Source organism: Cellvibrio sp. PSBB006 (assembly GCF_002162135.1).
In the GTDB taxonomy this organism is placed as follows: Bacteria; Pseudomonadota; Gammaproteobacteria; order Pseudomonadales; family Cellvibrionaceae; genus Cellvibrio.
This window is the reverse complement of record NZ_CP021382.1, coordinates 3,318,178-3,331,252: the sequence shown is the minus strand read 5'-3', so window position 1 is coordinate 3,331,252 and position 13,075 is coordinate 3,318,178. Positions and strand designations below refer to the sequence as shown.

The window sequence follows — 13,075 nt, the reverse complement described above, 5'->3', positions numbered from 1 at the left end:
GCTTTTATTTTTAGATAAAACTGACCATATTTCTTTTGCTGTAAACCTCGGTGTGAGAGCCGATTAACAACCTTAATAATAAAGAGATGTACAACATGAATAAAAACCTTCTAGTTGTGCTGCTAATCAGCAGCGCACTGGCCGCCTGTGGCGGTTCCGATAATAACTCCTCTTCTTCAAGCGCATCATCTTCTCCGACTATTTCTTCAAGTTCCTTATCTTCCTCGTCGGAGGCGCAGTCGTCTTCTGCACAATTCTCGTCTGCGCCGCCTTCATCGGAAGCATCATCATCCGAACAAAGCTCAAGCACCGCATCCAGCGAACCGGGTTGTGACGTTGCGGCGATTGATCTCGCGGCGGTAACACCTTTGAGTCGAAGTGTGCTTGATGGCGCTGAGCCGGAAACGGACGTGCCGGTTGATTTGCCAGAATATGTATGCGAAGACGGTTTATATTTCTGCGATGATTTTTCCGCAGGCGATGGTAAGTGGAACTTGTTGCCAACAACAGAGCACGAGCTAACACCCAACGGTGCTTTCGATGTGCTGGATGACGGTGGCAATAATGTATTGCGTTATACCGCCGACGGCGTGGGCGGCGTGATTGCATTGATTGATCCGGCAGAGTTTACCGGCGTAACTTCGGCGGATTATTACGTGGAGGCGCGTATTCGTCCGCGTGCGAACGGTACGACGGGCAATAAACAAATTTATCTGCTGGCGCGTTATCAGGATGGCAATAACTGGTATGCCGGTGCGTTGAATGTGCAGAACGCGACGACCAGTACCCAGGTTGAAATTGCCATGATGAAAGACGGTGTTATATCGCGGCCGTTGCAAGTGAAGCGTCCCCTGGAGCAAGGCGCGCGCGATGCAACCGACGGCACCTGGTACACGTTGCGCATTGAGTTAATCGGTGATGCTTTAACGGTTTATCTTGACGGCGAATTAATTGGTAGCAGAACGGAGGCAGAGTTTACGTCAACCGGTTTAATCGGTTTGTGGACGGCGAATAAATCCTTCGAGATCGATGACATAAAAGTGGGCAACGCCAATGACAAGCCCGCGCAACTCAGTATTTCTCCCGCGAGCACGATTTACGCAGCCGAAGTCAATGACGCGCCTTACGTGATTGATGTGACAGCGGTTGCGCCCAGTGGTGATGCAGATAATTTTACCGTGGAGTCGAGCGATCCGACCGTGGTTTCTGTCAGTGTTGAAGGCTCGCAGGTTTCTCTTGCGCCGGTGGGTGAGGGCAGTGCGGTCATTACTTTCACCAGTGGAGCGGATGCCGGCCTCACACGACGCATCAATGCGACTATCGCGCCGGAGTTTGTATTACCGGTGGCGACTTACGATCTTGAGTGTGCTGCATTTCCTGCACCGGGTAGTGTTGATGTACACGTAGATACCAGCTTGACCCTGACCTTTGATGAAGCGCCGACTTTCGGTGACGTGGGCGCAATCCGCATCTTCAAAGCCGATGACGATACGCTGGTGGACAGCATCAAGCTGGCGTATGAAAAAGATATTATCGGTGTGGGTTCAACCACGCGCACATTGAACACGCTACCGATTCAGTTGACCGGCAATACGGTGACGATTGATTTGCATAGCGATAAGTTGGAATACAACACCACCTATTACGTTGCCATCAGTGCGTCAGTGTTCCCGGACGCTACGCTGGCTGGTGAAGTGTTTGCCGGGATCGGCAAAGACGCCGGTTGGTCGTTCTCTACCAAAGCTGCTCCACCGGCGAATGAAACAACCGAGCTGACCGTTGGCAAAGACGGTGCAACCAGCGACTTCGGTTCGGTGCAAGGTGCATTAAATTTCGTGATGGAAAACATCGCGAAAGAAACACCGGCCACGATTGAAATCCAGGATGGTGTCTACGAAGAATTGTTGTACCTGAATAACAAAGACAACCTCACCATTCGCGGCGAAAGTCGCGACGGTGTGACGATTCAGTATCGCAATTCCGAAGGCTTGAACGGCGGTTCCGAAGGACGCAATGTGTTCCTGGTGGCGAATACCGATTTGTTAACTCTGGAAAACCTTACGCTGAAAAATACCACCTTGATCGGTGAAGGCGGTCAGGCAGAGACGATTTACTTCAATAGCCAGCAACGCTTGATCGCGAAGAACGCCAGCTTTATCAGCGAACAGGATACGCTGCAGCTGAAAGGTTACAGCTGGTTCTATCAAACACTGGTCGCGGGTAACGTCGATTATATTTGGGGTAATAATCGCGTTGCGCTATTTGAAGAAAGTGAAATCCGCACCATCGGTCGTTCCAGCGGCAACAACAACGGCGGCATTATTCTGCAAGCGCGTACCGTGAATCCAGAGGATAAAGGTTTTGTATTCCTCAACAGTGAACTCACGCGCGGTGCAGGTCCGACAGGTGAAGAATTTGCTGATGGAACCGTGTGGCTGGCGCGTAGTGGTGGCAATGCGTCTTACTACGACAACATTGTTTTTGTGAACACAAAGATGGACGCTCACATTCGCCCCACGGCCTGGTCCAACGATCCCGTTGCTAATCCGGCCGTGCCCTCCGCCATCAGCGGCTGGCGTCAATACAACAGCATGAATCTCGCCGGTGAATTGCTGGATGTCAGCGGCTGGACCCTCGGTTACACCTTGTCGCAAACCGAGTACGAAGATGAATTCGCCGATCGCGCAAAAATCTTTTCAACCTACAACGCCGGCGCAGGCTGGAATCCCCAACCCTAAGACGTAGGTCGGATTAGCCAAAAGCGTAATCCGACAACCCTCTCAAAAAGCACAAAAACGCTGCCCCTAAAAAGGGGCAGCAACAAAACCAAAAAAAGGACGTTTAAAAAACGCAATAAAAACTGTAACGACAACGAGAGAATCAACCTATGAAAATCACACAGCTCGCTTTATTGGTTGCCATGGGCAGTACCCTGGCAGCTTGCGGTGGCGGCGGGTCCGGCGGCTCGTCTAACGATCCGAGTCCGACACCGAGCAGCAGTTCGACATCATCCAGCAATTCAGTTGCATCCAGTAGCGCAGTTGTATCTAGCAGCTCTGCAATATCCAGCAGCCAGAACAACTCATCCGCGCCGGCAAGTGCTTCTTCAAGTAGCGATGCCAATCCCAACGCATGTGAAAAAATCAACACCGTCCAGGGTTTTGCGTCATTAAATGGTGGCACCACCGGTGGTGCTGATACAGGCGCAGGCAATCACGTTGTTGTCGCCACAACCGGTGCAGAAATTTCAGCAGCGTTAACCAATGCCACTTATACGGATTTACCTTTGACCATCTATGTCGATGGCCAGATGACCTGGGAGAATTCCAACAGCGCACCGATTCGTGTTCGTCGCGATAACGTGTCGATCATCGGTCGCAATGCGGGTGAATTTTACGGCGTGGGGATTGAAGTCAGTCACGGCGCCAGCAACGTCATTATTCGCAACTTAAAGATGCACGAAGTTCCGCAAAGTCGTGGTTCGGGTGACATCATCAGTTTAAATGGCCAGGATGGTCCGGTGAGAAATATCTGGATCGATCACAACGAGCTTTACAACAGTTTGGTCGCGCCGGGTTGTACCACCGAAACCTGCCATAAAGATTATCACGATGAACTGGTCAGTGGTCGCGCCGATGTGAGTGACGTAACTATTTCTTACAACTACCTCCACGATAGCTGGAAGACCTCTTTGTGGGGCTCGTCAGATACCGGCGAAGAAGGCGATGCTGATCGCCGCATTACCTTCCATAACAACTACTGGTACAAAGTGAATTCGCGCTTGCCATTGTTCCGTTTTGGCGAGGCACATATCTTCAACAATTATTATCATCAAGTTGACGGTTCAGGCATTAACTCGCGCATGGGTGCGGTCATGCGTATCGATGGTAATTATTTTGATACCGTGAAAAATCCGATTGTCTCTATCGACAGTGCTGAGTTGGGTTTCTGGACAGTGGCAGACAATGTGTTTGAAAACGTCACGACCAGCAGTGGTAGTTGTGCAACTGATTCACCGCCTTGTTACAACGCTCACGAAATCTCCACCATCGAAGGTCATACACCCGCATATGAATATGAGTTGATGGCAGCAGCAGATGTTAAAGCGCATGTCAGCGAAAATGCCGGCGCATATAAAATCAATGCGTGTCTCGGATTTGATGAGATCAGCAGTTCTTCATCTTCCGCCAGTTCCTCGGTCATGCCCGAAGGGCCAGCGGCGTGGAATGTTTACAACGCGGATGCCTTGCCGGGAACAGCCGGATCGGTTTCATTAGCAAACGGTGGTTCAACGGAATTTTCGATTGGTGGTGGAAACAGTGATTACGCTGCGTTTACCCTGGACTCGGGCGTTGTGCATTTTGATACGTCAGTGGGTTCCATTGTGCATCACGCCAGTGTGAATGAGGTTGTTAATAGCGATGGCACTTATCCAAAATATTTCACGCTGTTAGCCGGTGTAACCGGCAATGCAGATGCGCTGCGTGGTCTAGAGATTGAAGTCGCCATGGCCGATGCCGGTGAAACCGGTAGCCGCGTAAAAATGTTGATTCGCCCGGAACAAGGCGGTGTGCAACTGGAGCAAGCGAACAGCGGTGATTCAGTAGCGAGCTATCAAAGTCCCGGCACAGCTATCGACATGGATGTGTTTCGCGTTTATCACCTGACGATTGCATTAACATCCGACACTGTCGGGTCAGTAAATGTTTACGCTGAGGGCAGTGAAACGCCCATGCCCAACCTGAGCCTGAGCGATGTCACCATGCGTCCGGCTAGTGGCACCGGCAGTAACTATGTGCGTATCGGTGATGGCGGTAGCAGTGACTACAAATCCAGTATTGATTGGCTGATCTGGAGTGACGAAGCTGTCTACACACCGGCACAACTAAAAGGATTGTTACCCGACGGGCTCGGTCAGATTACCGGCTATGCAGCTGACTGAAGTCTCCCGACTAAAACCCGCTTCGGCGGGTTTTTTTATGCGTGAAGTTTGCCGATCAAGGATTATCTGCTGGCACACCATCATCAGAAAGTTCTCGCATTACTTAACCGCATTAAGAACTCAAAGTTGTAACCTCTCGCCCTGACCACAATTACAGCACATAATCAGAAAGATAAGAAAACGGTTACATGCTTTTCATGAGAAAAATGTAATCGGATTCATTCATAAAATGGCAATATCCATCACAATAATTGGCAAAAATGACAAAATTATTGATTGACCTTTAATTGGGGAAAGTGCAAGAATTGATCAACACGCCAAGACAGGGAAAGCCATACCAAGCAGATCCCTTTTCACATTTCTTCAGGGCTCGCGCCAACCCGCCGCAGGATTCAGCGGGCGATGTAAAAAACACAAAAAGACGGTGAGAGAAGTCTGAATAGACGTCGTTAAATACGCGGGCAAAAGACCCGCACATAACAACAATAATGAAAATACAGCGTTGGATAACAACGCCAATGCGGAATTCCCGCAATCAAGTGATACATCTTTTTACGTTTCGATTTGCAGCCGCAAGACACGCTGAGCCGTGTGTGGATTTATTTCTCCGCGGCGCAGTGCTGTCGCTGCGATGCTGTAAAAAAATAGTGGTAACCGTGGTAAAGAGCAATGCTTCGATGAGTTCACTCATTGAAGTCTTGTTATTTATGTTTCCATTTTTTCGAGGAGGTCAAACGTCAACATCCAGCCTTACCCATTCTGTTAACTCACTCATTGCGCCCTGTTAATCAACCACATAATGAAGCAGGCGTAACAAGATAAGAAGGAAAAATTTATGAAGATGCGAGTTCCCCTTTTACTGCGCCAGTGCGCGCTCGGCGTAGGCGGCTTGCTAACTGCCGCCGCTACTTTTGCCGGCCCGGTAGGTTATGCAACCTTGAATGGCGGTACTACCGGCGGTGCCGGTGGCCAGGTGGTTTACGCCAGCACCGGTGCTGAAATTAATCAGGCGATGTGTAATCGCGCCTCCGATGATACGCCGCTGATTATTTACGTGAGCGGCACCATCAACCACGGCAACACCCAAAGCTATTCAGGTAGCTGTGACACCCAGGACGATGAAATTCAATTCAAGGGCGTCAGCAACATCTCCCTGATCGGTGTAGGCGATGGCGCTTTGTTTGATGAAATAGGTATTCACTTGCGTGATACCTCCAACATCATCCTGCAAAACCTGCACATCAGAAATGTGAAAAAATCCGGATCACCGACCTCTAACGGTGGCGATGCCATCGGTATGGAAAGTGATGTATTTAATATCTGGGTTGACCACTGTACGCTCGAAGCATCCGGTGGAGAAGATGACGGTTACGACTCCTTGCTGGATATGAAAGCGACCACGCAATACGTAACGGTTTCCTACACTTACTATCACGATTCCGGTCGCGGTGGTTTGATGGGTTCCAGCGACAGTGACGATACCAATACCTTCGTCACCTTCCACCATAATCGTTACGAAAATATTGATTCACGTTTGCCACTGTTGCGTCATGGCACCGCGCATGCGTTTAACAATTACTATTACGGTATTACCAAGTCCGGTATGAACCCGCGTATGGGCGGTGAAATTAAAGCCGAACATAACCACTTCGAAAATTCACATAACCCCATCGGTACCTTCTACACCGACGAAATGGGTTATTGGGATCTCAAAGATAATATTTTTGAAAACGTCACCTGGGCTTCTGCGTCAGACGAATTTCCGGCAGGTCCTAATCCGGTTTCCACCACGTCCATCAGCATTCCTTATTCGTATCAATTAGATGCGGTGAATTGTACAAAAAGCATCGTGTTGGCTACGGCGGGTGCAGGTAAAGGCCTGGCGACGTCTGATGGTTCTTGCAGCGTAGATCCGGGCAGCTCTTCAAGCTCAAGCGCGCCAGCAAGTTCTTCTTCCAGCACACCGGTAAGTTCTTCCTCCAGCTCTACCCCTCCGGGTGGCGGCACGCAAACATTACAGGCAGAAAATGCCTACATTGATCGCGGTACGGTGGATAACATTCACAACGGCTACACCGGTGCCGGTTTCGTGGATTACGAAAACGTTGCTGGCAGTTATGTCGAGTGGACGGTTACCGGCGTAGCGGCAGGCCAGGCAACGGCTACATTCCGTTACGCAAATGGCACCACCACCAATCGCGCCATGTCGATCACCGTTAACGGTCAGGTTGTTAACAGCAGCCTTGCTTTCAATGGTACCGGCGCTTGGGCTAATTGGGCTGAGCAAAGCATGACGTTGAACTTGAGTGCGGGTACTAACGTGATTCGCGCAACGGCTGTTACGTCTTCCGGTGGTCCGAACCTGGACTCGTTGGTACTGACTACCGCTGCTGCCAGCAGCGCGCCAGCATCCTCATCCAGTTCTGCCACGCCTGTCAGCTCGTCCAGTGCCAGCTCTGCGCCGAACGAAGAGCCTGGTGAGTTAGGGCCTAACATTGCCGACGATGCCGGTGCCGATGGCAGCAGCAAAGGCGGTGGCACCAGCTACGGCAACGTGACGGATGGTGACCTGAGCAGCTACTGGTCTCCCGGTTCATCCAGCGGTGAGCGTGTCTCTGTGAAAGGTTTGAGCGGCAGCTTCAACACCGTCATCATTCGTGAACTCAACAACGCAACGACAAGTTGGCGTTTGGTGAATAACGATAATGGTCAGGTGTTAGCGTCCGGTTCTACCTTAGGCAGTGCAGGTGTCATTACGTTTGCCAGTGTTTCGGCGAGCAAAATAAACCTGATGATCGACAGCGCAAGCAGCGCGCCGCAGATTGCAGAGTTCGAAGTGTATAACGCGACCGGCACGATTCCGGCGAGCAGTGCGTCTTCTGCTTCCAGCGTTACGCCGCCCTCCAGCAGCAGTGCACCAGCACCGTCCAGTTCAAGTGCGCCGGCCAGCAGTTCGTCTTCTGTAGCAAATTCCAGCAGCAGCGCGGCTAACTCTTCACTACCGGATTACTCGGGTCCATTGAGCAACGACTGTATCAACCTCGCCACCAACCCCAACGTGAACTGGCGTGATACCTCGCTGCAAAGCGATCAGGAAATTGTTGAGTGTCTGGCGCAAACCCTGGGTCAACCGGTAGGTTACGGTGAAAATGCACGCGGTGGTTACGATCCGAATGGCAACAGCAAGTTGACTGTTATCACCAAAAACGGCAACACCTCGGTAGAGCAGCAAATTTATGATGCGATTACCGATAACGCGCATAACTGGATCGTATTCGACAAGTTTGATTTTGCGAATCCATCTGAAATTGCGATGTACCGTTTGCAGTGTGGTAACGCTGCTGTTCAATCCCATCTGGGCGCAACCGAAGCACAATGTATTAACTACACCCAGTGGTGTTCCAGCAACGGCGTCTCCAGCGCTAATTGTGTAAGCGAATTCTTCAACAACGCGTTGAACGAAAGCGACTTGCCGATTCGCAATATCGTTGTCGGTTCCAACAAAACGCTTGATGGTCGCATGAGCGAAGCTTTCTTCCGCTTTAACGGTTTTGCCATTGGTCGCGATAGCGAAGGTCAAGCGGTTCAAACATCTAACAGTGTGATCCTGACTCACCTGAATTTTGTGGGTGCCGGCCACACTGAAGACCATGGCCTTGATCCCGATATGATTCGCGCTACCGGCGAGTCACACGATATCTGGATTCATCGCAACAACTTCGACACCACCGGCGATGCCGCCTTTGATGTAAAAGTTGGCGCTTATGACGTCACCATTTCTTACAACAAGCTGGTCGATGTGAAACGCGCCTCCTTGCATGGCTCCAGCGATAGCCGGACTATCAATGCGCAAATCACTACAACCATGCACCACAACGCCTTTATCACGCGCGATGGCAGTTACGATTCCTTGGGCAACACCCTGCGTCGTATTCCGTTGATTCGCCGTGGTACCTCACACATGTTCAACAACGTCTTTGTTAACTATCGCAAAGACATCCTGAGTGTACGTGTGGGTGCGAGTGTATTGTGGGAAGACAACGCTTTTGTAGTTAACCGTGCGCACCAGGAAAAAAGCTCGCTGGAGTCTTCTCTTGACGAACTGCAAGCCAACTTGGCACGGGATGTTGATGGTGGTAGCTTCCGAGCCGACCGCACTTATCTGTGGTTCGCCGATGGTGCTTGTAACATCGACGGTTCTACTCAACGTCAGATCACCAACTCATCTGGCAGTGTAGGTAATCTTACTCAACAATATTCTTCCAGATCACAAAACAGTATTGCTGACTGGCGTTTCGATGCCGGCCAGGATCTGGTTGATTACGTGAGTGCGACCGCAGGTCGTGATGGCGTGTTGCCCTTCAATTCGCCCTTGGCTGGTGATCGCTACTACGTGTTGGGCCTCGGTAAGGTGCCTTGCCTGTAAGCACTATCCGTAAGACGTTCAAGATATAACTGAAAGTCGAAAAAACTCCCGCTAAGACTTGTCTTGCGGGAGTTTTTTTATAAGCAACAATTAAGTGGAGAGAGTTTTCTTGAACTGTTAAACAAGATCGACAAACTTGTTAAAAAATGTACGAGAGATGATTGACTTGAAAAAACCCTTGTGTGCAAAATAACGCCAAGGCTAATAAGAAAAACCCTGTTGTAGCTTTTCTTCTGATGTGTGTCTTCTGGATATATGAGTACGCCTGATTTATGTAGGAATCAGGCCGCACCGATGTAAATCTTGTTTGAAATTAATTTTACTGAAAAATCTCATAAGGACTTGGTTATAAGTTTCCTTAATGTTTTCGGCGCTTTATTACTGAAAAATGTTGAAGAAGTTATAAAACAAGCTGTTGCGCATTGTGCTTTGAATCGCAACATAAAAATAAGAGATAGAAAAATGAAAGAGCTTAGCCCCTCCAAACAAATCCTGCTGTGTGTGTCGCTGTTGTTGATCAATATTATTTTTAATGTGGTGATTCCCAATCCCAACCCCTGGTGATGTGCCTGCATTGATAAACCGTTCTCGTTGTGCTGTATAGTTTTTGCTATCCGCATTTGGGTTGGCAGTACGGATAGCAAAACTTGTCAGATAACCTATCCCCTTTCGCTTTTTTAAATTCGTTCCTCGTAAAAACACCGATACTTTTTATTCCCTTAAAAATACCCGCTTCGTTTGTTTTCCACGCACGATTCTGGACGACCTTATCTTTCCTATGGCTGTGTAATTTATGCGTCATAGCCGCCTCGTTGGTAGGTGTGTGAACGAACAGACCGTGATTACCGCCTAAACTACTTTCGCTTTCCACTGCCCTACATAAAAATAATTTCCGCAAAGGTAAAGGAGATCGGTATGCAAACTACACTCGATGAAAATTCTGTGAGCACTTATCGTAGCGATGAAACAAACCTCGCGGCTGTTTCTGCCAGTGCTGTTTCCTGGGGTGCCATCTTCGCCGGTGCAGCGGCGGCGGCAGGTTTGTCGTTAATCTTATTAATCCTCGGCGCCGGTTTGGGATTTGCCACTACCTCGCCATGGTCTGGTGAAGGTATCAGTGCAACCACCTTCGGTGTATCCACCATTATTTGGGTGATATTTATGGCTTTTGCCGCCTCGGCAATTGGCGGCTATATCGCAGGGCGGCTCAGAACCAAATGGGTCGGCGTGCACACGAATGAAGTGTATTTTCGGGATACCGCCCATGGCTTTCTCGCGTGGTCAGTAGCGACGTTAGCCACGGCGGCACTTTTAAGTTCAGTCACCGGCGCCATTATTAGCGGCGGGGTAAAAGCCGGCTCTTCCATGATGGGTGGTCTGGCTTCTACGGCCAGTGCCACAGCCGGACAAGTGGAGCTCAACGGGGGTGAATTGGAAGAGAGTGTTGATTATTTTGTTGATTCACTCTTCCGTCGCCAGCCAACAAATGACAGCGCCAATCAGGCGCCAGCGACTGAAACCACAAACCCGGAAACCAATCCCAATGCATCTGAACCTGCTGCTGTAGCCACGACCGATGTGCCAGCCCAAGCTGATGCCACTGAAGATAACGCTGCAGAAAATACCGCTGAAGTTGTGCGCATTTTTATGCGTGGCTTACGCGAAGATGGCGATTTACCGCAAGAGGATGTGAGTTACGTTGCGCAATTGATTGCGCAGGAAACGGAGTTATCGCAAGCAGAAGCTGAGCAACGGGTTAACGATGTTTACGAGCGTGTGCAAAGCAGTTGGCAAGAAGCCAAAACCACCGCAAAAGAAGCGGCGGATAAAGCACGCGAAGCATCTGCTTATGCTTCCTTGTGGTTCTTTGTTTCTTTGTTAATTGGCGCGTTTTCAGCGAGCCTGGCAGCAACCTTCGGCGGTCGTCAACGCGACCTGTAAACAATAAATTTTTTAAAGGAGAAGGATTATGCACGCGATTCTTTTATGGCTACTCGGTGTACCTATCCCCATCATTATTTTGCTGATTTTATTGTTGTGATGGGTTGTTAAAAAACGCCGTGTGACGCACGGGCAAATTATCAACATTAAGGAGAACATCTATGTCTGTCGGAACTATTCTGATCATCATTTTGATTTTGCTGTTAATTGGCGCCTTTCCCGCGTGGCCCCACAGTCGCAGTTGGGGTTACGGCCCAACAGGCGGCTTAGGGTTGGTGCTGGTCATTCTGCTGGTGTTGGTGCTACTGGGCGTTGTCTAGTGGAGGCAGCAGCCAGGTTTCAACGTGTGGTCGGCACTGTGCTACTGGCATCAGTACTGGCAGGCTGCGGGGAGAGCGCGCGTTTGCCGGTGGAAGCTGGCACCGGCGTTAATCCCCAGTTGCCGGAGCCCAATGAAACATTGCTGCCGACCGTCAATATTGCACCGGCCGAAGGTTGGCCGGATGACGCCGAGCCTACCGCTGTTCCAGGGACGCAGGTTAACGCCTTCGCCCGCAATCTGGATCACCCGCGCTGGCTCTATGTGTTACCCAACGGTGATGTGTTGGTGGCGGAAACTAATGCGCCGAAGCGTGCCGAAGGCAGACCGGGCATTAAAGGCTGGGTAATGGGCAAAGTGATGGCCAAAGCCGGCGCCGCCGTACCCAGTGCCAACCGCATTACCTTGTTGCGCGATGCCGATAACGATGGTGTGGCCGAAGTGCGCACGGCTTTTCTGGAAGACCTTAATTCGCCCTTCGGCATGGCGCTGGTGGGCGACCAACTTTATGTCGCCAATACCGATGCTGTGGTCAGTTTTCCCTACACAGCGGATGCCACAGAAATTACTGAACCGCCCTCCAAACTGGTGGATTTACCGGCCGGTAAACTGAATCACCATTGGACTAAAAACCTGATTCCCAACGCTGACGGCACCAGGCTCTATGTCACCACCGGCTCTAACAGCAATGCGGCGGAACAGGGTATGGACGTGGAAGAAGGGCGCGCGGCAATCTGGGAAGTGGACATCGCCAGCGGCGAGCATCGCCTCTTTGCCACCGGCTTGCGCAACCCCAACGGCATGGCGTGGGAGCCGAACACGGGCATGTTGTGGACGGTGGTTAATGAGCGCGATGAACTGGGCAGCGATCTCGTGCCCGACTATCTCACTTCCGTACAGGACGGCGGTTTTTACGGCTGGCCCTACAGTTATTTCGGCCAACATGTCGATGAGCGGGTAGAACCCCAACGCCCGGATCTGGTGGCCAACGCCATCGTCCCCGACTACGCCTTGGGCGCACACACGGCGGCCTTGGGCCTGACGCATTCGGCAGGCAATCAATTAGCACCGCAATTTGCCGAGGGCATGTTTATCGGCCTCCACGGCTCCTGGAACCGTAAACCCCACAGCGGTTACAAAGTTATCTTCGTCCCCTTCGCCAACGGCAAACCTTCGGGCCAGCCGCTGGACGTGCTGACCGGATTCCTCAGTAAAGAAGGTGGTGCCTACGGCCGCCCGGTAGGCGTCGCGATTGATAAGCGAGGCGCGTTATTAGCGGCTGATGATGTCGGGAATGTTATCTGGCGTGTGACTGCAGCAGATTAAAATTGATGTGCAAGAACTCACTTTCCCCTCTCTATTCATTTTTTCATCAAATGTAAGAACGCGTTAAAGCCATTGTATTTTGTCACTCACGCGGGCAGACTGATTTTTATAAATCGGATAA

The 13,075-nt window shown here is 50.6% G+C and carries 7 protein-coding genes; all 7 read left to right on the top strand.

Features of this window, described 5'->3' with window-relative positions; translation table 11 throughout:
- Window positions 1-95: 95 nt before the first annotated feature.
- The gene (locus tag CBR65_RS13675) at window positions 96-2,738 is read left to right on the top strand and encodes a pectinesterase family protein (RefSeq protein ID WP_087467374.1); all 2,643 of its coding nucleotides are present in this window, start codon (window positions 96-98) and stop codon (window positions 2,736-2,738) included.
- A gap of 149 nt (window positions 2,739-2,887) precedes the next feature.
- Window positions 2,888-4,942 carry a polysaccharide lyase family 1 protein gene (locus CBR65_RS13670; protein WP_087467373.1) on the top strand — a complete coding sequence of 685 codons (2,055 nt, stop codon included), beginning with the start codon at window positions 2,888-2,890 and terminating at the stop codon, window positions 4,940-4,942.
- Window positions 4,943-5,783: 841 nt separating this feature from the next.
- Window positions 5,784-9,368 (top strand): pectate trisaccharide-lyase, encoded by a 3,585-nt coding sequence (locus CBR65_RS13665; protein ID WP_369825665.1) that lies wholly within the window; start codon window positions 5,784-5,786, stop codon window positions 9,366-9,368.
- Window positions 9,369-9,671: 303 nt separating this feature from the next.
- Window positions 9,672-9,932: a hypothetical protein gene (locus CBR65_RS13660; protein ID WP_087467371.1), complete on the top strand. Its 261-nt coding sequence runs from the start codon at window positions 9,672-9,674 to the stop codon at window positions 9,930-9,932.
- A gap of 351 nt (window positions 9,933-10,283) precedes the next feature.
- Window positions 10,284-11,309: a hypothetical protein gene (locus tag CBR65_RS13650; RefSeq protein WP_087467369.1), complete on the top strand. Its 1,026-nt coding sequence runs from the start codon at window positions 10,284-10,286 to the stop codon at window positions 11,307-11,309.
- A 161-nt stretch (window positions 11,310-11,470) separates the two neighbouring features.
- Window positions 11,471-11,629, top strand: a complete 159-nt coding sequence (locus tag CBR65_RS13645) for a DUF3309 family protein (RefSeq protein WP_087467368.1) — start codon at window positions 11,471-11,473, stop codon at window positions 11,627-11,629.
- Between the two features lie 38 nt (window positions 11,630-11,667).
- Window positions 11,668-12,954, top strand: a complete 1,287-nt coding sequence (locus tag CBR65_RS13640; protein WP_232461194.1) for a sorbosone dehydrogenase family protein — start codon at window positions 11,668-11,670, stop codon at window positions 12,952-12,954.
- The last annotated feature ends 121 nt before the right edge of the window (window positions 12,955-13,075 follow it).

Bases quoted from the DNA above. Each gene is read 5' to 3' on its own strand.
- CBR65_RS13650 (WP_087467369.1), top strand. From the start codon at position 10,284: ATGCAAACTACACTCGATGAAAATTCTGTGAGCACTTATCGTAGCGAT.
- CBR65_RS13665 (WP_369825665.1), top strand. From the start codon at position 5,784: ATGCGAGTTCCCCTTTTACTGCGCCAGTGCGCGCTCGGCGTAGGCGGC.
- CBR65_RS13670 (WP_087467373.1), top strand. From the start codon at position 2,888: ATGAAAATCACACAGCTCGCTTTATTGGTTGCCATGGGCAGTACCCTG.
- CBR65_RS13675 (WP_087467374.1), top strand. From the start codon at position 96: ATGAATAAAAACCTTCTAGTTGTGCTGCTAATCAGCAGCGCACTGGCC.
- CBR65_RS13645 (WP_087467368.1), top strand. From the start codon at position 11,471: ATGTCTGTCGGAACTATTCTGATCATCATTTTGATTTTGCTGTTAATT.